Origin of the sequence: Pseudomonas piscis, assembly GCF_009380155.1 — a bacterium.
GTDB classification, from domain to species: domain Bacteria; phylum Pseudomonadota; class Gammaproteobacteria; order Pseudomonadales; family Pseudomonadaceae; genus Aquipseudomonas; species Aquipseudomonas piscis.
Genome location: NZ_WHUV01000008.1, coordinates 21069 through 42639, shown reverse-complemented (window position 1 = coordinate 42639; position 21571 = coordinate 21069). Strand labels below are relative to the sequence as shown.

The 21571-nt window shown below is 59.6% G+C and carries 17 protein-coding genes and 2 tRNA genes; 18 read left to right on the top strand and 1 reads right to left on the bottom strand.

The annotated features are described in order from the left end of the window. The first annotated feature begins 98 nt into the window (after positions 1 to 98). From dnaK to GDH07_RS30580, 7 genes are all read left to right on the top strand, one after another. Complete coding sequence (gene dnaK, locus GDH07_RS30610; RefSeq protein WP_022642153.1) at positions 99 to 2015, top strand: molecular chaperone DnaK; 1917 nt, start codon at positions 99 to 101, stop codon at positions 2013 to 2015. A gap of 321 nt (positions 2016 to 2336) precedes the next feature. Continuing rightward, positions 2337 to 3461: a molecular chaperone DnaJ gene (gene dnaJ, locus GDH07_RS30605; protein ID WP_022642154.1), complete on the top strand. Its 1125-nt coding sequence runs from the start codon at positions 2337 to 2339 to the stop codon at positions 3459 to 3461. A gap of 10 nt (positions 3462 to 3471) precedes the next feature. Next, on the top strand, positions 3472 to 4278 hold the full coding sequence (gene dapB / locus GDH07_RS30600; RefSeq protein WP_031320828.1) for a 4-hydroxy-tetrahydrodipicolinate reductase: 807 nt from the start codon (positions 3472 to 3474) through the stop codon (positions 4276 to 4278). A 255-nt stretch (positions 4279 to 4533) separates the two neighbouring features. Beyond that, positions 4534 to 5670, top strand: a complete 1137-nt coding sequence (carA, locus tag GDH07_RS30595) for a glutamine-hydrolyzing carbamoyl-phosphate synthase small subunit (protein ID WP_031320830.1) — start codon at positions 4534 to 4536, stop codon at positions 5668 to 5670. A gap of 128 nt (positions 5671 to 5798) precedes the next feature. After that, positions 5799 to 9020 carry a carbamoyl-phosphate synthase large subunit gene (gene carB / locus GDH07_RS30590; protein ID WP_053136922.1) on the top strand — a complete coding sequence of 1074 codons (3222 nt, stop codon included), beginning with the start codon at positions 5799 to 5801 and terminating at the stop codon, positions 9018 to 9020. Next, positions 9017 to 9493: a transcription elongation factor GreA gene (greA, locus tag GDH07_RS30585; protein WP_053136925.1), complete on the top strand. Its 477-nt coding sequence runs from the start codon at positions 9017 to 9019 to the stop codon at positions 9491 to 9493. Before carB ends, greA begins: the two co-directional genes overlap by 4 nt. Positions 9494 to 9521: 28 nt before the next feature. Then, positions 9522 to 9926: a hypothetical protein gene (locus tag GDH07_RS30580; protein WP_053136928.1), complete on the top strand. Its 405-nt coding sequence runs from the start codon at positions 9522 to 9524 to the stop codon at positions 9924 to 9926. Positions 9927 to 9938: 12 nt separating this feature from the next. Here the strand turns inward: GDH07_RS30580 and GDH07_RS30575 are convergent, their stop codons facing one another. Continuing rightward, positions 9939 to 10247 carry a YhbY family RNA-binding protein gene (locus GDH07_RS30575; RefSeq protein WP_022642160.1) on the bottom strand — a complete coding sequence of 103 codons (309 nt, stop codon included), beginning with the start codon at positions 10245 to 10247 and terminating at the stop codon, positions 9939 to 9941. 105 nt (positions 10248 to 10352) lie between these two features. Here GDH07_RS30575 and rlmE point away from each other — a divergent pair, with 105 nt between their 5' ends. From rlmE to infB, 11 genes are all read left to right on the top strand, one after another. Beyond that, positions 10353 to 10982, top strand: a complete 630-nt coding sequence (gene rlmE / locus GDH07_RS30570; RefSeq protein ID WP_031320836.1) for a 23S rRNA (uridine(2552)-2'-O)-methyltransferase RlmE — start codon at positions 10353 to 10355, stop codon at positions 10980 to 10982. A gap of 201 nt (positions 10983 to 11183) precedes the next feature. Continuing rightward, positions 11184 to 13088, top strand: a complete 1905-nt coding sequence (ftsH, locus tag GDH07_RS30565; RefSeq protein ID WP_053136931.1) for an ATP-dependent zinc metalloprotease FtsH — start codon at positions 11184 to 11186, stop codon at positions 13086 to 13088. An 8-nt stretch (positions 13089 to 13096) separates the two neighbouring features. Further along, positions 13097 to 13948 carry a dihydropteroate synthase gene (gene folP, locus GDH07_RS30560; RefSeq protein ID WP_152899732.1) on the top strand — a complete coding sequence of 284 codons (852 nt, stop codon included), beginning with the start codon at positions 13097 to 13099 and terminating at the stop codon, positions 13946 to 13948. Positions 13949 to 13964: 16 nt separating this feature from the next. Next, positions 13965 to 15302, top strand: coding sequence for a phosphoglucosamine mutase (glmM, locus tag GDH07_RS30555; RefSeq protein ID WP_022642165.1), 1338 nt, complete (start codon positions 13965 to 13967; stop codon positions 15300 to 15302). A 66-nt stretch (positions 15303 to 15368) separates the two neighbouring features. Then, positions 15369 to 16124, top strand: a complete 756-nt coding sequence (gene tpiA, locus GDH07_RS30550; protein WP_152899731.1) for a triose-phosphate isomerase — start codon at positions 15369 to 15371, stop codon at positions 16122 to 16124. Between the two features lie 4 nt (positions 16125 to 16128). Beyond that, on the top strand, positions 16129 to 16512 hold the full coding sequence (secG, locus tag GDH07_RS30545) for a preprotein translocase subunit SecG (RefSeq protein WP_085066035.1): 384 nt from the start codon (positions 16129 to 16131) through the stop codon (positions 16510 to 16512). Positions 16513 to 16541: 29 nt separating this feature from the next. Next, positions 16542 to 16627, top strand: a tRNA-Leu gene (locus GDH07_RS30540). Positions 16628 to 16723: 96 nt separating this feature from the next. Continuing rightward, a tRNA-Met gene (locus tag GDH07_RS30535) sits at positions 16724 to 16800 on the top strand. Between the two features lie 130 nt (positions 16801 to 16930). Next, a complete protein-coding gene (gene rimP, locus GDH07_RS30530) occupies positions 16931 to 17389 on the top strand; it encodes a ribosome maturation factor RimP (RefSeq protein WP_343038362.1) in 459 nt (152 codons plus the stop codon). A 47-nt stretch (positions 17390 to 17436) separates the two neighbouring features. Next, positions 17437 to 18918, top strand: a complete 1482-nt coding sequence (gene nusA, locus GDH07_RS30525; RefSeq protein WP_053136934.1) for a transcription termination factor NusA — start codon at positions 17437 to 17439, stop codon at positions 18916 to 18918. Between the two features lie 26 nt (positions 18919 to 18944). Further along, positions 18945 to 21458 (top strand): translation initiation factor IF-2, encoded by a 2514-nt coding sequence (gene infB, locus GDH07_RS30520; RefSeq protein ID WP_085599012.1) that lies wholly within the window; start codon positions 18945 to 18947, stop codon positions 21456 to 21458. The last annotated feature ends 113 nt before the right edge of the window (positions 21459 to 21571 follow it).

Sequence of the window (21571 nt, the reverse complement as noted above, 5' to 3'; positions counted from 1 at the left end):
GGCTGTAGAGCCCCCATTTATCAGTCAAGCGTTTAAGTGCTACCGCAGTTTGCCACCACAGCTGCGGCATCCAAATCCAAAGTTTCGGGAGAGTTAACATGGGCAAAATCATTGGTATCGACCTGGGGACCACCAACTCGTGCGTTTCCATTCTTGAAAACGGCAACGTAAAAGTTATCGAGAACGCCGAAGGCGCGCGTACCACTCCATCGATCATTGCGTACGCCAACGATGGCGAAATCCTGGTGGGTCAGTCGGCCAAGCGTCAGGCTGTAACCAACCCGCACAACACCCTGTACGCGGTAAAGCGTCTGATCGGTCGCCGCTTCGATGAAGAAGTGGTGCAGAAAGACATCCAGATGGTCCCTTACAAGATCGTCAAGGCCGACAACAGCGACGCCTGGGTCGAAGTGAACGGCCAGAAGATGGCTCCACCACAGATTTCGGCTGAAATCCTGAAGAAAATGAAGAAGACCGCCGAAGACTACCTCGGTGAGTCCGTGACCGAAGCGGTGATCACCGTTCCGGCCTACTTCAACGACAGCCAGCGCCAGGCCACCAAGGATGCCGGTCGCATCGCCGGTCTGGACGTGAAGCGCATCATCAACGAACCAACCGCGGCGGCTCTGGCCTACGGCATGGACAAGGCCAAGGGCGACCACACTGTGATCGTCTACGACCTGGGTGGCGGTACCTTCGACGTTTCGGTGATCGAGATCGCTGAAGTCGACGGCGAGCACCAGTTCGAAGTGCTGGCTACCAACGGCGACACCTTCCTGGGTGGCGAAGACTTCGACATCCGCCTGATCGACTACCTGGTAGACGAGTTCAAGAAAGAAAGCGGCATGAACCTCAAGGGTGACCCGCTGGCCATGCAGCGTCTGAAGGAAGCTGCCGAGAAGGCCAAGATCGAGCTGTCCTCGAGCCAGCAGACCGACGTCAACCTGCCGTACATCACTGCAGATGCCACCGGTCCTAAGCACCTGAACGTGAAGATCTCCCGCGCCAAGCTGGAGTCGCTGGTCGAAGACCTGGTTCAGCGCACCATCGAGCCATGCCGTATCGCCCTGAAAGACGCCGGTATCGACGTTGGCTCGATCAACGACGTGATCCTGGTCGGCGGCCAGACCCGTATGCCGCTGGTACAGAAAGCCGTGACCGATTTCTTCGGCAAGGAAGCTCGCAAGGACGTCAACCCTGACGAAGCCGTTGCCATGGGTGCTGCCATCCAGGGTGCCGTACTGGCCGGTGACGTGAAGGACGTACTGCTGCTGGACGTCAGCCCGCTGACCCTGGGTATCGAAACCATGGGTGGCGTGATGACCGCGCTGATCGAGAAGAACACCACCATTCCGACCAAGAAGTCCCAGGTGTTCTCGACTGCCGACGACAACCAGGGCGCCGTGACCATCCACGTACTGCAGGGCGAGCGCAAGCAAGCCGCGCAGAACAAGTCGCTGGGCAAGTTCGACCTGGCCGACATTCCACCGGCTCCACGTGGCGTGCCGCAGATCGAAGTGACCTTCGACATCGACGCCAACGGCATCCTGCACGTAGGTGCCAAGGACAAGGCTACCGGCAAGACTCAGTCGATCGTGATCAAGGCCAACTCGGGTCTGTCGGATGAAGAAATCCAGCAGATGATCCGTGATGCCGAAGCCAACTCGGAAGAGGACCGCAAGTTCGAAGAGCTGGCGACTGCCCGTAACCAGGGCGATGCGCTGGTGCACTCGACTCGCAAGATGGTGGCTGACGCCGGTGACAAGGTGACCGCTGAAGAGAAGACCGCCATCGAAGCTGCCGTGGTTGCCCTGGAAGCCGCCGTCAAGGGCGACGACAAGGCTGCCATCGAAGCCAAGGTCGAAGAGCTGTCGAAGGTTTCGGCTCCGGTTGCCCAGAAGATGTACGCCGAACAGGCCCAGCCTGCTGAAGGCGCGGCCCCGCACGCCGAGTCCGCCGAAAAGGCCGATGACGTGGTCGATGCCGAGTTCGAAGAAGTGAAAGACAACAAGTAATGGCTTGTTGGTCGGCCGGTTGACTGCCTTCAGGCGGTGACTGGTAGGATGTCGCCGCGCGGGAGCTTGCTCCCGCGTTGGCGTGTCTGGAGTCAGTGAATTTCTAACGGTATGCAACCTTGGTTTGCGTGCTGGCGGTCAGCTTCGAAAGCTCCTGCTTTCCAGCTGCGATGACCGCGATGGTCGATCCGCAACCGGGTCGGCTTCCAAGACCAGGATCGTTGAATTGACGTGAGTTGGGTCCGGGCCTGTAGAGGGGCTCAGCGAGTTTGGCGGAGCTCAGGAGGGGTTTGCCGGACGTCCTTAAGAGTGCAAAGACTTATGGCAAAGCGTGACTATTACGAAGTGTTGGGTGTGGAGCGTGGCTCCAGCGAAGCGGAGCTGAAGAAGGCTTATCGTCGCCTGGCGATGAAGCACCACCCGGACCGTAATCCCGGCGACAAAGCGTCGGAAGATCTGTTCAAAGAGGCCAACGAGGCCTATGAAGTGCTGTCCGATTCCAGCAAGCGCGCAGCCTATGATCAGTATGGTCATGCCGGTGTGGATCCGAGCATGGGTGGTGGCGGTGCCGGTTTCGGCGGACAGAACTTCTCCGATATCTTCGGCGATGTGTTCAGCGACTTCTTCGGTGGCGGCCGCGGCAGCTCGCGCGGCGGCGCCCAGCGTGGCAGCGACCTGCGCTACACCCTGGAGCTGAACCTGGAAGAAGCGGTGCGCGGTACCACGGTCAATATCCGTGTGCCGACACTGGTCAACTGCAAACCGTGCGATGGTTCGGGTGCCAAGAAGGGGTCGTCGCCGGTCACTTGCCCAACCTGTGGCGGTATTGGCCAGGTGCGCATGCAGCAGGGCTTCTTCTCGGTGCAGCAAACCTGCCCGCGTTGCCATGGCCAGGGCAAGATCATTTCCGATCCGTGCGAGTCGTGCCACGGCGAAGGCCGGGTCGAAGAGTACAAGACCCTGTCGGTGAAGGTGCCGGCTGGTGTCGATACCGGCGACCGTATCCGCCTGTCGGGTGAGGGCGAAGCCGGAACCCAGGGTGGTCCGACCGGCGACCTGTATGTGGTGATCAATGTGCGCGAGCACGCGATCTTCCAGCGCGATGGCAAGCATCTGTTCTGTGAAGTGCCGATCAGTTTTGCCGATGCGGCCTTGGGTGGCGAGCTGGAGATTCCGACTCTGGATGGCCGGGTCAAGCTGAAGATCCCCGAGGGTACCCAGACCGGCAAGCAATTCCGGGTGCGTGGCAAGGGCGTGGCACCGGTGCGCGGTGGTGGTGCCGGCGACCTGATGTGCCGGGTTGCGGTGGAAACCCCGGTCAACCTGAGTCGTCGTCAGCGTGAGTTGCTGGAAGAGCTGCGCGGCTCGCTGGAAGGCGATAATTCGCATTCGCCCAAGACCGCTGGCTGGTTCGAGGGCGTCAAGCGCTTCTTCGGCGACCTGTAAGGAGTAAGGCATGCGACGTATAGCTGTGATGGGCGCCGCCGGGCGCATGGGCAAGACCCTGGTCGAGGCCGTGCAGTTGCGCTCGCCGCTCTCCGGCCTGACGGCCGCCATCGTGCGTCCGGGCAGTTCGCTGGTCGGGGCGGATGCTGGTGAGTTGGCATCCCTGGGGCGCCTGGGCGTACCGATGTCCGACAGCCTGGACAAGGTGGTCGACGAGTTCGATGTGCTGATCGACTTCACCCTGCCCGAGGTGATGCTCAAGAACCTGGCGTTTTGCCGCAAGGCCGGCAAGGCCATGGTGATCGGCACCACGGGCTTGGGAGCCAAGGAAAAGCAACTGTTGGCGGAGGCGGGCAAGGAAATCCCGATCGTCTTCGCAGCCAACTTCAGCGTCGGTGTGAACCTGTCGCTGAAGCTGCTGGACATGGCGGCCCGGGTGCTGGGCGATGATGCGGACATCGAGATCATCGAGGCTCATCACCGGCACAAGATCGATGCGCCGTCGGGCACTGCCCTGCGCATGGGTGAGGTGATTGCCAGCGCCCTGGGGCGCGATCTGCAGCAGGTCGCGGTGTATGGGCGTGAAGGTCACACCGGGGCTCGCGAGCGTGAAACCATCGGCTTTGCGACAGTGCGCGGTGGTGACGTGGTGGGCGATCACACCGTGCTGTTCGCCACCGAGGGCGAGCGCCTGGAGATCACCCACAAGGCCTCCAGTCGGATGACCTTCGCCAAGGGGGCGGTGCGTGCGGCCTTGTGGCTGGATGGTCGCGAGCCTGGGTTGTACGACATGCAGGATGTGCTGGACCTGCGTTGAGATGTATCCGGAGCGGTGTCGGGCCTTGAGTTCGGCTCCGCTCCAGGCCGCCAAGCGATGTCCTGTCGCATTCTCCAGCCTTTGAGGCTCATTAACGGTGGACCGAAAAAGCATTTTTCTGTAAGCTACAGCTTTAGTGTGTCCACTAAAAGCGCGCAGATAATTCGGTGAAGAAGCGGGGTGACGTGTCCAAACGTCATTCCGCTTTTTTGCAACCTGCGATCGCCCCTTCAGGCTCTATATACGGGAGGTCTCTTGACTAAGCCAGCCATACTCGCCCTTGCTGATGGCAGCATTTTTCGCGGCGAAGCCATTGGAGCCGACGGTCAAACCGTTGGTGAGGTGGTGTTTAACACCGCAATGACCGGCTATCAGGAAATCCTTACCGATCCTTCCTACGCCCAGCAAATCGTTACCCTGACCTACCCTCATATCGGCAATACCGGCACCACGCCGGAAGATGCCGAGTCCGATCGCGTCTGGTCGGCCGGCCTGGTCATTCGCGACCTGCCCCTGGTGGCCAGCAACTGGCGTAACACCCTGTCCCTGTCCGATTACCTGAAAGCCAACAACGTGGTGGCGATCGCCGGTATCGATACCCGTCGCCTGACCCGCATCCTGCGTGAGAAAGGTGCACAGGACGGCTGCATCATGGCGGGCGACAACATTTCCGAGGAAGCCGCCATCGCCGCAGCGCGTGGCTTCCCGGGCCTGAAGGGCATGGACCTGGCGAAAGTCGTCAGCACCAAGCAGAGCTACGAATGGCGTTCGACTGTCTGGGACCTGAAGACCGACAGCCATGCCACTATCGAGGCCTCCGAACTGCCTTACCACGTGGTCGCCTATGACTACGGGGTCAAGCTGAACATCCTGCGCATGCTGGTAGAGCGCGGTTGCCGCGTCACCGTGGTGCCGGCCCAGACGCCAGCGAGCGAAGTGCTCGCACTCAACCCTGATGGCGTGTTCCTGTCCAACGGTCCTGGCGATCCCGAGCCTTGCGACTACGCGATCAAGGCGATCAAGGAAGTCCTGGAGACCGAGATTCCGGTGTTCGGTATCTGTCTGGGTCACCAACTGCTGGCCCTGGCTTCCGGTGCCAAGACCGTGAAGATGGGCCACGGCCACCACGGTGCCAACCATCCGGTCCAGGACCTGGATACCGGCGTGGTGATGATCACCAGCCAGAACCACGGTTTCGCGGTGGACGAAACTACCCTGCCGGATAACGTCCGGGCGATCCACAAGTCGCTGTTCGACGGCACCCTGCAGGGTATCGAGCGTACCGACAAGAGCGCGTTCAGCTTCCAGGGCCACCCTGAGGCCAGCCCTGGCCCGAACGATGTGGCGCCACTGTTCGACCGCTTCATCAACGAGATGGCCAAGCGACGCTAAGCGCTCGCCTTGAAAGTGTAGCGAGACGCGCCCGAGGGTGGCCCCGGTGAACCGGTGGAGTCCCCTCAGGCGCCTCAGAGAATGTTCAAGACGGCTTGCCGACTGACCTGCGGATTTGAGTGACAACCATGCCAAAACGTACAGACATTAAAAGCATCCTGATTCTCGGCGCTGGCCCGATCGTGATCGGCCAGGCCTGCGAGTTCGACTATTCCGGCGCCCAGGCCTGCAAGGCCCTGCGCGAAGAAGGTTTCCGCGTCATCCTGGTGAACTCCAACCCCGCCACCATCATGACCGACCCGGCCATGGCCGATGCCACCTACATCGAGCCGATCAAATGGCAATCGGTGGCCAAGATCATCGAGAAGGAGCGTCCTGACGCCCTGCTGCCGACCATGGGCGGCCAGACCGCGCTGAACTGCGCCCTGGACCTGGAGCGCGAAGGCGTCCTGGAGAAATTCGGTGTGGAAATGATCGGCGCCAACGCCGATACCATCGACAAGGCCGAAGATCGCTCGCGTTTTGACAAGGCGATGAAGGCCATCGGCCTGGAGTGCCCGCGTTCCGGTATCGCCCACAGCATGGAGGAGGCCAATGCGGTCCTCGACAAGCTGGGCTTCCCTTGCATCATTCGTCCGTCCTTCACCATGGGCGGCACCGGTGGTGGCATTGCCTACAACCGTGAAGAGTTCGAAGAAATCTGCGCCCGTGGCCTGGACTTGTCGCCAACCAAGGAGCTGCTGATCGACGAATCGCTGATCGGCTGGAAGGAATACGAGATGGAGGTGGTCCGTGACAAGAAGGACAACTGTATCATCGTCTGCTCCATCGAGAACTTCGATCCGATGGGTGTGCACACCGGCGACTCGATCACCGTCGCTCCGGCCCAGACCCTGACCGACAAGGAATACCAGATCATGCGCAACGCCTCGCTGGCGGTGCTGCGTGAAATCGGCGTCGAGACCGGCGGTTCCAACGTGCAGTTCGGTATCTGCCCGAACACTGGCCGCATGGTTGTGATCGAGATGAACCCGCGGGTATCGCGTTCCTCGGCCCTGGCTTCCAAGGCTACCGGCTTCCCGATCGCCAAGATCGCCGCCAAGCTGGCTGTCGGCTACACCCTCGACGAGTTGCAGAACGACATTACCGGTGGTCGTACCCCAGCGTCTTTCGAGCCTTCGATCGACTATGTGGTTACCAAGCTGCCGCGCTTCGCTTTCGAGAAGTTCCCGAAAGCCGACGCCCGCCTGACCACCCAGATGAAATCCGTTGGTGAAGTCATGGCCATCGGCCGTACCTTCCAGGAATCGCTGCAGAAAGCCCTGCGTGGCCTGGAGGTCGGTGTTTGCGGCCTGGATCCCAAGGTCGACCTGGCCAGCCCCGAGGCTGCCGCCATCCTCAAGCGCGAGCTGACCGTTCCGGGTGCTGAGCGTATCTGGTATGTGGCCGACGCCCTGCGCTCGGGTATGAGCTGCGACGAAATCTACGCCCTGACCGGTATCGATCACTGGTTCCTGGTGCAGATGGAAGACCTGATCAAGGAAGAAGAGAAGGTCAAGACCCTGGGCCTGGCCAACATCGACAAGGCGCTGATGCTGCGCCTCAAGCGCAAGGGCTTCTCGGACCAGCGGCTGGCCAAGTTGCTGGGTATCACCGACAAGAACCTGCGTCGTCACCGCCACAAGCTGGAAGTGTTCCCGGTCTACAAGCGTGTCGACACCTGTGCGGCCGAGTTCGCCACCGACACTGCATACCTTTACTCGACCTACGAGGAAGAGTGCGAGGCCAATCCGTCGACCCGCGACAAGATCATGATCCTGGGCGGCGGTCCGAACCGTATCGGCCAGGGCATCGAGTTCGACTACTGCTGTGTGCACGCGGCGCTGGCCCTGCGCGAAGACGGTTACGAGACCATCATGGTCAACTGCAACCCGGAAACCGTTTCCACTGACTACGACACCTCCGATCGCCTGTACTTCGAGCCACTGACCCTGGAAGACGTGCTGGAAGTCGTGCGGGTCGAGAAGCCGAAGGGCGTGATCGTCCACTACGGCGGCCAGACTCCGTTGAAGCTGGCTCGTGCCCTGGAAGAGGCCGGCGTGCCGATCATCGGCACCAGCCCTGACGCCATCGACCGCGCGGAGGACCGCGAGCGCTTCCAGCAGATGGTTCAGCGCCTGAACCTGCTGCAGCCGCCGAACGCCACCGTGCGCAGCGAAGACGAGGCCATCCGTGCTGCTGGTACCATCGGCTATCCGCTGGTGGTTCGTCCGTCCTACGTGCTGGGCGGTCGCGCCATGGAGATCGTCTACGAGTTGGACGAGCTCAAGCGCTACCTGCGTGAAGCGGTACAGGTGTCCAACGACAGCCCGGTGCTGCTCGACCACTTCCTCAACTGCGCCATCGAGATGGACGTGGATGCGGTCTGCGACGGCACCGACGTGGTAATCGGCGCGATCATGCAGCACATCGAACAAGCGGGTGTTCACTCCGGTGACTCCGCCTGCTCGTTGCCACCTTACTCGCTGAGCAAGGAAGTGCAGGACGAAGTCCGCGTACAGGTCAAGAAGATGGCCCTGGAGCTGGGCGTGGTCGGCCTGATGAACGTGCAGCTGGCACTGCAGGGCGACAAGATCTACGTGATCGAGGTCAACCCGCGCGCCTCGCGTACCGTGCCGTTCGTTTCCAAGTGCATCGGCACCTCTCTGGCGATGATCGCGGCCCGTGTCATGGCTGGTAAGTCGCTGAAAGAACTGGGCTTCACTCAGGAAATCATTCCGAACTTCTATAGCGTCAAGGAAGCGGTGTTCCCGTTTGCCAAGTTCCCGGGTGTCGACCCGATCCTCGGCCCGGAAATGAAGTCCACCGGCGAAGTGATGGGTGTGGGCGATACCTTCGGCGAAGCCTTCGCCAAGGCCCAGATGGGCGCCAGCGAGGTTCTGCCTACCGGCGGTACTGCGTTCATCAGCGTACGGGATGACGACAAACCCCTGGTTGCAGGCGTGGCTCGTGATCTGATCAACTTGGGCTTCGAAGTAGTGGCCACTGCGGGCACTGCCAAGGTGATCGAGGCAGCCGGTCTGAAAGTGCGTCGTGTGAACAAGGTGACTGAAGGTCGTCCGCATGTGGTCGATATGATCAAGAACGACGAAGTCACCCTGATCATCAACACCACTGAAGGTCGTCAATCAATCGCTGACTCCTACTCCATTCGTCGTAACGCCTTGCAGCACAAGATCTACTGCACCACTACGATCGCTGCTGGCGAAGCTATCTGCGAAGCGTTGAAGTTCGGTCCTGAAAAAACCGTGCGTCGCTTGCAGGATCTACACGCAGGATTGAAGGCATGAACAAATACCCTATGACCGTCCAGGGCGCTCGCGCCCTGGAAGAAGAGCATGCTCACCTGACCAAGGTCGTGCGTCCGAAGCTTAGCCAGGACATCGGCACGGCCCGCGAGCTGGGTGACCTGAAGGAAAACGCCGAATACCATGCTGCGCGCGAGCAGCAGGGTATGGTCGAGGCGCGGATCCGCGATATCGAAGGCCGCCTGCAGAACTCGGTGGTCATCGATGTCACGACCATCGCTCATACTGGCAAGGTGATCTTTGGCACTACGGTGGAGATCGCCAACGTCGAGACCGACGAAAGCGTGACCTACCAGATCGTTGGTGAGGACGAGGCTGATATCAAGCTCGGCAAGATCTCCGTTGCTTCGCCAATCGCCCGTGCCCTGATCGCCAAGGAAGAGGGTGATGTGGTTGCGGTCACAACGCCTGGTGGCGTTATCGAGTATGAGATTGTCGAAGTTCGTCACATCTGAAAGAAGGCGCCCGCTGCATGCGGGCGCCATGCTTTGGCAGCTGACCCAGATGTTGTGGGTCGGCGGCTTGTGGCTACTGCATCTTGGGCTGCTGCCAGCTCTTGGGCAGATTGGCCTTGCGCCGTTGTTGATCGAGGAGATCTCGACGCTGCTCAGTGCGCTGCTGGTGGGTTTTTCAGCGGTGTGCCTGGTCCTTCAGACGTTGGTGTTGATCCAGTCCGAGGGGTTGCAGAGCTTGTGGCGGGACATTCGGGGGCAACTGCTATTGATGGCGACGTATGCATGTGCGATGTATTTCGCTGTGCACATACTGTTGCCTGAGTCTCAGCGCTGGCAGCTGTTCAGCTATCTGATCCTGGGATTTTCCGGTTTGCTGCTGGTCTTGCAACCGGTGCCGGGGTGGGGTGGCAGGGTGCGACAAGCACACCCTTGACCCGGGTCGACGTCAGTTGAAGCGATGGACGTTCGACAGTTGCTTGTTTACCTTGGCGTTCTTGCGGTAGATCAACGCCATTTTACCGATGGATTGCACCAGGTCCGCCTTGCCGGCCTTGCACAGTTCGGTAATGGCTTCCTGGCGCGACTCGCGCTCGAGGATGTTGAGCTTGATCTTGATCAGCTCGTGATCGCTCAAGGCGCGTTCAAGTTCGGCTAGTACACCTTCGGTCAAACCGTTATCAGCCACAGTCAATACTGGTTTCAGATGGTGGCCAATGGATTTGAACTGTTTCTTCTGCTCTTGAGTGAGCGGCATAATCTGACCCCTGCGTCTGATCTTGAAAAAAGCGGCGGCCAGTTTACCCGAGCGAGTCCGGGACCGCCCAGTTAATCACGACGCGTTTTATTTTTGAGGTGGCCCGTGGCCCGTTCCAAGACTAGCCATAACTGGCTGAAAGAACATTTCAACGACCCATTCGTCAAAATGGCGCAAAAAGATGGGTACCGTTCCCGCGCCAGCTATAAGTTGCTGGAAATCCAGGAAAAGGATCGCCTGATCCGCCCGGGCATGAGTGTTATCGACCTGGGGGCGGCTCCTGGGGGCTGGTCGCAGGTGACAAGTCGTCTGATTGGTGGCCAGGGGCGCTTGATCGCTTCCGATATCCTGGAAATGGACAGTATCCCCGATGTGACCTTCATTCAGGGCGACTTCACTGAAGACGAAGTATTCGCGCGGATTCTTGAAGCTGTAGGAAATTCCGAGGTCGACCTTGTGATTTCCGACATGGCCCCCAATATGAGTGGATTACCAGCCGTAGACATGCCGCGAGCGATGTTCCTGTGTGAGCTGGCATTGGATCTTGCCGGTCGGGTGCTGCGTCCGGGTGGCGATTTCCTGATCAAGATCTTCCAGGGAGAAGGTTTCGATGAGTTCCACAAGAGTGTCCGGCAGATGTTCGAGAAAGTGCAGATGCGCAAGCCGACATCTTCCCGTGATCGCTCCAGGGAACAGTACCTGCTGGGGCGTGGCTTTCGTGGTCGCGCCGAGTAAATGAAGGTTTTGGGCGGGGTGATAGGATTTTCGTATTTCGCCCCGTTGGATTAAGCGAATATTGTGTAGTCTAGGTTTCACATAGGGTTACAGACGGCGCCTGCCAGAGCTGTAGGTAATGTAGTAAGTTAGGCCGGTGAATATCATGCGAAGCGCGCGCCAGTAGCGGAGCTTGCTTCAGAGGGTAGTTAATTGAACGACATGGCAAAGAATCTGATCCTTTGGTTGATCATCGCGGCTGTCCTGGTGACGGTGATGAACAACTTCTCCAGCCCTAACGAGCCGCAGACCCTCAACTATTCCGACTTTATTCAACAAGTTAAGGATGGCAAGGTCGAGCGAGTTGCTGTTGACGGTTATGTGATCACCGGCAAGCGCAATGATGGCGACAGCTTTAAGACCATCCGTCCCGCGATCCAGGACAACGGGCTGATCGGCGACCTGGTGGATAACCATGTAGTGGTCGAAGGCAAGCAGCCTGAGCAGCAGAGCATCTGGACCCAGTTGCTGGTGGCCAGCTTCCCGATCCTGGTGATCATCGCGGTCTTCATGTTCTTCATGCGCCAGATGCAAGGTGGCGCTGGCGGCAAGGGCGGGCCGATGAGCTTCGGCAAGAGCAAGGCTCGCCTGCTGTCCGAGGATCAGGTGAAAACTACCCTGGCTGACGTTGCCGGTTGCGACGAGGCCAAGGAAGAAGTTGGTGAGTTGGTTGAATTCCTGCGTGATCCGGGCAAGTTCCAGCGTTTGGGTGGTCGTATTCCTCGTGGCGTGCTGATGGTCGGTCCGCCAGGTACTGGTAAGACTTTGCTGGCCAAGGCTATTGCCGGTGAGGCGAAGGTACCGTTCTTCACTATTTCCGGTTCCGATTTCGTCGAGATGTTCGTCGGCGTGGGTGCCAGCCGTGTTCGCGATATGTTCGAACAGGCCAAGAAACATGCTCCCTGCATCATTTTCATCGATGAGATCGATGCTGTCGGTCGTCACCGTGGTGCCGGCATGGGCGGCGGTCATGATGAGCGCGAGCAGACTCTCAACCAGTTGCTGGTGGAGATGGATGGTTTCGAAATGAATGACGGCATCATCGTGATCGCCGCCACCAACCGTCCTGATGTGCTGGACCCTGCGCTGTTGCGTCCTGGTCGTTTCGACCGCCAGGTAGTGGTCGGCTTGCCGGACATTCGTGGCCGTGAGCAGATCCTCAAGGTTCACATGCGCAAGGTGCCGATGGGCGACGACGTTGCTCCTGCAGTGATCGCGCGCGGTACCCCGGGCTTCTCCGGTGCCGACCTGGCCAACCTGGTCAACGAGGCTTCGTTGTTCGCTGCGCGTGGTGGCAAGCGCATTGTCGAGATGAAGGAGTTCGAACTGGCCAAGGACAAGATCATGATGGGCGCCGAGCGCAAATCGATGGTCATGTCCGAGAAAGAAAAGCAGAACACCGCCTACCACGAAGCTGGTCATGCCATCGTCGGTCGAGTAGTGCCTGAGCATGATCCAGTCTACAAGGTCTCGATCATCCCTCGTGGTCGGGCTCTGGGCGTCACCATGTTCCTGCCGGAAGAGGATCGCTACAGCCTGTCCAAGCGCGCTCTGATCAGCCAGATTTGCTCGCTCTACGGTGGTCGTATCGCCGAGGAGATGACCCTGGGCTTTGATGGCGTGACCACCGGTGCCTCGAACGACATCATGCGGGCCAGTCAGATTGCCCGGAACATGGTGACCAAATGGGGGCTTTCCGAGAAGCTGGGGCCGCTGATGTATGCGGAAGAAGAAGGCGAGGTGTTCCTGGGTCGTAGCGCGGCTAGCCAGCATGCCAGTCTGTCTGCTGAAACGGCGAAGCTGATCGACTCCGAAGTTCGCAGCATCATCGATCAGTGCTATGGCACTGCCAAGCAAATCCTTACTGACAACCGCGACAAGCTGGATGCCATGGCAGACGCCTTGATGAAGTACGAGACCATCGATGCCGACCAGATCGACGACATCATGGCCGGGCGTACTCCACGTGAACCTCGTGACTGGGAAGGTGGCTCGGGTACTACGCCTCCAGTGGTGCAGAACGAGCGTCCGGAAACACCTATCGGTGGCCCTGCCGCCGATCACTAAGGTTCTAAATGACTTCTGTTTCTTCCTCCACCCGGTTGCCTTGCGGCAACCGGGTTCTTGATTTGGCCCGTGCGCATGTCATGGGTATCTTGAATGTCACTCCTGATTCCTTTTCCGACGGCGGCCGGTTCAACCAGCTGGATGTGGCTTTGCGCCATGCCGAAGCCATGGTTGCGGCCGGTGCTACGCTGATCGATATAGGCGGAGAGTCGACTCGCCCAGGAGCGCGGGTGGTATCGCCGCTGGAAGAGTTGGAGCGAGTGGCGCCAGTGGTCGAGCGAATGGGCCGCGAACTGGACGTGATCATTTCTGTTGATACTTCGACGCCAGCTGTCATGCGAGAGACCGCGCGGCTTGGTGCTGGGTTGATCAATGATGTGCGCTCGCTTCGTCGTGATGGCGCTCTGGATGCCGCCGCCGCCAGTGGCTTGCCCGTATGCCTGATGCATATGCTCGGTGAGCCAGGGGATATGCAGGACAGTCCGCACTATCAGGATGTGACCCGTGAAGTGGGAGCATTCCTGGCTGAGCGCATGGGCGCCTGTGCGGCCGCAGGAATCGATGCGCAGCGGATCATCCTCGATCCTGGTTTTGGTTTCGCCAAGACCCTGCAGCACAATCTGAGCCTGTTCAAGCACATGGAGGCCCTGCACTCCCTGGGGCGGCCGCTATTGGTGGGCGTCTCGCGCAAGAGCATGATCGGCCAGGCCCTTGAGCGTCCCGTAGGCGAACGGCTGCATGGCAGCCTGGCATTGGCTGCGCTGGCCGTGGCCAAGGGAGCGAAAATTATCCGCGTCCATGATGTTGCCGAGACCGTGGATGTAGTGCGAATGATTACGGCTGTGGAATCCGCCGAATAAGAATGATGGAGTACCTATGACTAAAAAATACTTTGGCACCGACGGCATTCGTGGCCGTGTGGGCGAATACCCAATTACTCCTGATTTCATGCTCAAGCTCGGATGGGCGGCCGGCATGGCTTTTCGCAGCATGGGCGCTTGCCGGGTTCTGGTGGGCAAAGACACGCGAATTTCCGGCTACATGTTCGAGTCGGCTCTGGAGGCCGGGCTGTCGGCGGCTGGTGCTGATGTCATGCTGCTCGGGCCTATGCCGACCCCGGCGATTGCCTATCTGACGCGTACTTTCCACGCAGAAGCGGGCATCGTCATCAGTGCGTCGCATAACCCCCACGACGACAATGGCATCAAGTTCTTCTCGGGAGAGGGCACCAAGCTGCCTGATGAAGTCGAACTGATGATCGAGGAGTTGTTGGATGCGCCCATGACCGTGGTGGAGTCCAGCAAGCTCGGCAAGGTGTCGCGAATCAATGATGCCTCGGGACGCTACATCGAATTCTGCAAGAGCAGTGTTCCTTCCAGTACCAGCTTTGCGGGCCTGAAGATCGTTCTCGACTGCGCCCATGGTGCCACCTACAAGGTCGCGCCGAGCGTGTTCCGCGAGCTGGGGGCCGAGGTCACCGTGCTGTCGGCACAGCCCAATGGTTTGAATATCAACGAGAACTGCGGCTCGACCCATATGGCGCAGTTGCAGGCTGCGGTCCTGGCTGAGCATGCCGACTTGGGTATCGCCTTCGATGGTGATGGTGACCGAGTGCTGATGGTCGACCAGACGGGGGCGATCGTCGACGGCGACGAATTGCTGTTCATCATCGCTCGCGACCTGCATGAGCGCGGCAAGCTGCACGGGGGGGTGGTTGGAACCCTCATGAGTAACCTGGGCCTGGAGTTGGCCCTGGCGGACCTGGGTATTCCTTTTGTCCGTGCCAATGTTGGTGACCGCTATGTGATTGCTGAGTTGCTGGAGCGCAACTGGCTGGTGGGTGGCGAGAACTCCGGGCACATCGTGTGTTTTCGTCATGCCACCACGGGCGATGCGATCATCGCTGCACTGCAGGTACTGATGGCGCTCAAGGCTCGTGGCGAAAGCCTGGCTCAGTGCCGGCAGGGGCTGCGCAAATGTCCACAGGTTCTGGTCAACGTACGTTTTGGTGGTGGTGATAGCCCCGTCGAGCACCCTGCGGTGAAGGAAGCTTGTGAGCGAGTGACTGCCGCGATGGCGGGGCGTGGACGGGTCCTTCTGCGCAAGTCCGGAACAGAGCCTCTGGTGCGGGTCATGGTCGAAGGTGACGATGAAATCCAGGTTCGTGCCTATGCCGATGAGCTGGCAAAACTGGTTGCTGAAGTTTCTGCCTGATTTCAGCTTGCCAGTGGTGTTTTGGTTGGGTAACATCTGCGCCCACTTTGACCGACGAGGTAAAGCATGCGTCGCCCTATGGTAGCTGGTAACTGGAAGATGCACGGTACCCGCGCCAGCGTCGCTGAGCTGATCAATGGCCTTCGTCATCTGGCCTTGCCAAGCGGTGTTGATGTCGCGGTGTTCCCGCCTTGCTTGTACATCAATCAGGTGATTGATGGCTTGAAAGGCAAGTCGATCATGGTCGGCGCGCAGAACTCCGCGGTAGAGCCGATGCAGGGTGCGTTGACGGGCGAGATCGCCCCGAGTCAATTAGTGGATGCAGGTTGTTCCCTGGTATTGGTTGGGCACTCCGAGCGCCGTCAGATGATGGGCGAGCGTGATGTGACTCTCAATCGCAAGTTCGCAGCAGCGCAGGCCTGTGGTTTGAAGCCGGTTCTGTGTGTAGGGGAGATCCTGGAGCAGCGCGAAGCCGGGAAGACTCTTGAGGTTGTCGGGCGTCAGCTGGGCAGCATCATCGAAGAGTTGGGTGTTGGTGCGTTTGCTAATGCCGTTATCGCTTACGAGCCGGTCTGGGCCATTGGCACCGGGCTGACGGCAACACCGCAGCAAGCTCAGGATGTGCATGCAGCCATCCGCGCGCAGCTGGCGGCAGAGAATTCTGAAGTGGCACGAGGTGTGCGGCTTCTATACGGCGGCAGCGTGAAAGCGGCCAATGCGGTCGAACTGTTCGGCATGCCGGATATCGATGGGGGGCTCATTGGTGGGGCTTCCCTGAATGCAGATGAGTTCGGTGCGATTTGTCGCGCCGCGGGAAACTGAAAAAATGCTGGAAACAGTCGTAGTCGTTTTTCATCTGCTGGGCGCCTTGGGCGTAGTCGCTCTGGTTTTGCTGCAGCAGGGTAAAGGTGCGGAAGCTGGCGCGTCTTTCGGTGCAGGTGCTTCAAATACTGTGTTCGGAAGCCAAGGTTCCTCTACCTTTCTTAGTAAGTTTACTGCTATACTTGCCGCCGGTTTCTTCATAACCAGCTTGGGGTTAGGCTACTTTGCTAAAGAGAAAGCTCACCAGCTGACTCAAGCAGGTCTACCGGATCCAGCGGTACTAGAAGTGCCAAAGCAAAAACCGGCTTCTGATGATGTCCCGGTGCTTCAAGAGCAAAAGTCGGCTAACAGTGCGACTGACGTACCTCCAGCTCCAGAGCAGAAGTAAGAAGAGTTTCAAGCAGTAACGTAGTCTATGCCGAGGTGGTGGAATTGGTAGACACGCAACCTTGAGGTGGTTGTGCCCATAGGGTGTAGGGGTTCGAGTCCCCTTCTCGGTACCAATTATCAGGAGAGCCCGCTGTTGCGGGCTTTCTTGTAGGCGGAAGGTTACATTGACCCAAAATTGGATCAGTCGTATACTTCCGCCCCAGCTTTGACGCGGGGTGGAGCAGTCTGGTAGCTCGTCGGGCTCATAACCCGAAGGTCGTCGGTTCAAATCCGGCCCCCGCAACCAGTTTTAGCAGAGCCCCTTTTCAGGGGCTTTTTGTTAGCTGGACACTTTATAGCGCCGCTGTTCAACGGCGTTTCCGGGATGGGCGTTTCGCCCATTTTTTATTTGCACAAGCATGCACGAGGGGGTTCAGGTGTCGAGCAAGCTAGAACAGTTGCAGGCCTTGTTGGCCCCGGTGGTCGTGGCCCTTGGCTATGAATGCTGGGGTATCGAGTTTTCGGCTCAGGGCCGCCATTCATTGTTGCGCGTTTATATCGATAAAGAAGGCGGTGTACTGGTGGACGACTGTGCCATCGTCAGCCGCCAGCTCAGCGGTCTCCTGGACGTTGAAGATCCAATTTCCGTTGAATACACCCTTGAAGTTTCCTCTCCTGGCATGGAACGCCCGCTGTTCACCCTTGAACAGTTTGCCAAGTATGTCGGTGAGCAAGTGAAGATCAAGCTGCGCTCGCCCTTCGAAGGTCGGCGTAATTTCCAGGGCCTTCTCCGCGGGGTGGAGGAGCAGGATGTCGTGGTGCAGGTAGATAACCACGAGTTCCTGTTGCCGATCGATATGATCGACAAGGCCAACATTATTCCCAGTTTTGACTGAGACGCGGATCCCGCGGATCCAATGGCTTGCGAAAGGCGAGGCGTACGATGAGCAAAGAAGTACTGCTGGTTGTTGAGTCGGTATCCAATGAAAAGGGTGTACCGGCAAGCGTGATTTTTGAAGCGCTGGAGCTGGCCCTGGCCACTGCTACCAAGAAGCGTTTTGAAGACGAAGTGGACCTGCGTGTGGATATCAACCGCCATACCGGTTCCTATGAAACTTTCCGTCGCTGGACTGTGGTCGAAGAAGCCGACCTGGATGATCCGGCGGTGGAGATCTGGCCGAGCAAGGCCCGCGAGACTCATCCCGATGCCAAGGTCGGTGATGTGATCGAGGAAAAGATCGAATCCATCGAGTTCGGCCGCATCGCTGCCCAGACCGCCAAGCAGGTCATCGTGCAGAAGGTCCGCGAAGCCGAGCGCGCACAGGTGGTGGATGCCTACCGCGAGCGTCTGGGCGAGATCATCTCCGGCACCGTCAAGAAGGTGACCCGGGACAACGTGATCGTCGACCTGGGCAACAACGCCGAGGCGTTGCTGGCTCGTGAAGACATCATCTCCCGTGAGACTTTCCGGGTTGGCGTGCGCCTGCGCGCGCTGCTCAAGGAAATCCGCACCGAGAACCGCGGCCCGCAGCTGATCCTGTCGCGTACCGCTCCGGAAATGCTGATCGAGCTGTTCCGTATCGAAGTGCCGGAAATCGCCGAGGGCCTGATCGAAGTCATGGCCGCTTCCCGTGATCCGGGTTCGCGGGCCAAGATCGCCGTTCGCTCCAAGGACAAGCGCATCGACCCGCAGGGCGCGTGCATCGGTATGCGCGGTTCGCGCGTCCAGGCCGTTTCCGGCGAATTGGGTGGTGAGCGCGTAGATATTGTCCTGTGGGATGAGAACCCGGCGCAGTTCGTGATCAACGCCATGTCGCCGGCCGAAGTAGCGGCCATCATCGTCGACGAAGATGCCCACGCCATGGACATCGCCGTTGGCGCTGACAACCTGGCCCAAGCCATTGGCCGCGGCGGTCAGAACGTGCGCCTGGCTAGCCAGTTGACTGGCTGGACCCTGAACGTGATGACCGAATCGGACATCCAGGCCAAGCAGCAAGCAGAAACCGGCGACATCCTGCGCAATTTCATCGACGAGCTGGAAGTCGATGAAGAGCTGGCGCAGGTTCTGGTTGATGAAGGCTTCACCAGCCTGGAAGAGATTGCCTACGTACCGTTGGAAGAAATGCTCAACATCGACGGCTTTGACGAAGACATCGTCAACGAGCTTCGCGCTCGCGCCAAGGACCGTTTGTTGACTAAAGCCATCGCTACTGAGGAAAAGCTGGCAGACGCCCATCCGGCCGAAGACCTGCTCTCGCTTGAGGGTATGGACAAGGATTTGGCGATGGAACTGGCGGTGCGCGGCGTAATTACCCGCGAAGACCTGGCCGAGCAGTCTATTGACGACCTGCTCGACATCGACGGCATCGACGATGATCGTGCCGGCAAGTTGATCATGGCCGCCCGAGCCCACTGGTTCGAGTAATAGGCGCGGCCTGAGGAGAGAAGTGCATGACGCAAGTCACGGTGAAACAACTGGCCGATGAGGTCAAAACACCGGTAGAGCGCCTGCTGCAGCAGATGCGTGAGGCAGGTCTGCCGCACACCGCCGCCGAGGAACATGTGAGCGACAGCGAGAAACAATCGCTGCTGACTCACCTGAAAAGCAGCCACAAGGCGAAAGTGGAAGAACCGCGCAAGATCACTTTGCAGCGCAAGACCACCAGCACCCTGCGTGTCGCTGGCAGCAAGAGCATCAGCGTTGAAGTGCGCAAGAAGAAAGTCTTCGTGCAGCGCAGCCCGGAAGAAATCGAAGCCGAGCGCCAGCGTGAACTGGAAGAACGTCGCGCAGTAGAAAATGCTGCCCGTCAAAAGGCTGAAGAAGAAGCCAAGCGCCGCGCCGAAGAAGAAGCGCGTCGTCAGCCTGCTCCGGTTGCCGAGCCTGTTGTCGAAGCTGTCGCGGAACCAGCCCCGGTGGCGGTCGAGCCTGTGCAGGAGGCGCCAGCGGCGGCTCCAGCTCCGGTTGCGGATGCTCGCAAGAAGGATGAACAACGTCGTCCGGACAAGTCCCGCAACGACGACAACCGCCGTGGTGGCGATGGCGAGCGCAAGAACGCTCCGCATCGTGCCTCGGTCAAGGAAAAGGCTCCTGCGCCACGCGTTGCCCCGCGTACCACCGACGAAGAAAGCGATGGCTTCCGTCGTGGTGGCCGCGGCAAGGCCAAGCTGAAGAAACGCAACGCTCACGGTTTCCAGAACCCTACCGGGCCGGTGATTCGTGACGTGCAGATCGGCGAGACCATCACCGTGGGCGAACTGGCCCAGCAGATGTCGGTGAAGGCTGCTGAAGTCATCAAGTTCATGTTCAAGCTGGGTACCCCAGCCACCATCAACCAGGTACTGGACCAGGAAACTGCCCAGCTGGTTGCCGAGGAACTGGGCCACAAGGTGACCCTGATCAGCGACACCGCCCTGGAAGATTCCCTGGCCGAGTCCCTGAAGTTCGAAGGTGAAGCGGTTTCCCGTGCGCCGGTCGTGACCGTAATGGGCCACGTTGACCACGGTAAGACCTCGCTGCTGGACTACATCCGCCGCGCCAAGGTGGCTGCGGGCGAAGCCGGTGGCATTACCCAGCACATCGGTGCCTACCACGTGGAAACTGAGCGTGGCATGGTCACCTTCCTCGACACTCCTGGTCACGCCGCGTTTACCGCAATGCGTGCCCGTGGTGCCAAGGCGACCGACATCGTGATCCTGGTGGTCGCGGCGGACGACGGCGTGATGCCGCAGACCATCGAAGCTGTCCAGCACGCCCAGGCTGCTGGCGTTCCGCTAGTGGTTGCGGTGAACAAGATCGACAAGCCGGGTGCTGACCTGGACCGTATCCGCAGCGAGCTCGCAGCGCACGGCGTGACTCCGGAAGACTGGGGTGGCGATACTCCGTTCGTACCGGTCTCCGCGAAAATGGGTACTGGCGTCGACGACCTGCTCGAAGCCGTCCTGCTGCAAGCCGAGGTACTGGAACTCACCGCAATGCCTTCGGCCCCTGGCCGTGGCGTAGTGGTCGAGTCCCGTCTCGACAAGGGTCGTGGTCCGGTGGCTACCGTGCTGGTTCAGGACGGTACCCTGCGTCAGGGCGACATGGTGCTGGTTGGTTCGAACTATGGCCGCGTGCGCGCCATGCTCGACGAGAACGGCAAGCCGATCAAGGAAGCGGGCCCGGCCATTCCGGTCGAGATCCTCGGCCTGGACGGTACCCCGGACGCTGGCGACGAGATGAGCGTGGTGGCTGACGAGAAGAAGGCCCGTGAAGTGGCCCTGTTCCGTCAAGGCAAGTTCCGCGAGGTCAAGCTGGCCCGCGCCCACGCCGGCAAGCTGGAAAACATCTTCGAAAGCATGGGCCAGGAAGAGAAGAAGACGCTCAACATCGTCCTCAAGTCCGACGTCCGTGGTTCGCTGGAAGCCCTGCAAGGTGCGTTGAACGGCCTGGGCAACGACGAAGTGCAAGTACGCGTGGTCGGCGGCGGCGTCGGTGGTATCACCGAGAGCGACGCCAACCTGGCACTGGCTTCCAACGCTGTACTGTTCGGCTTCAACGTGCGTGCCGATGCCGGCGCGCGCAAGATCGTCGAGCAGGAAGGTCTGGATATGCGTTACTACAACGTGATCTACGACATCATCGAAGACGTCAAGAAAGCCCTGACCGGTATGCTGGGCAGCGACGTCCGGGAGAACATCCTGGGTATCGCCGAAGTCCGCGACGTGTTCCGTTCGCCGAAGTTCGGTGCGATCGCCGGTTGCATGGTCATCGAAGGTGTCGTGCACCGTAACCGTCCGATCCGCGTACTGCGTGAAGACATCGTTATCTTCGAAGGCGAGCTGGAATCCCTGCGCCGCTTCAAGGATGACGCTTCCGAAGTGCGTGCCGGCATGGAATGCGGTATCGGCGTCAAGAGCTACAACGACGTCAAGGTTGGCGACAAGATCGAAGTCTTCGAGAAGGTCCAGGTTGCTCGCAGCCTCTGACTCGCGCACTTCAAGAGCCCCGATGGATCGCCGCATGCAAATGCGCGGCATCGCTGGCGGGCTCTAAACGCAACGCCCGGTCCGGCTTCTGCCAGGCCGGGCGTTTGCCGCTT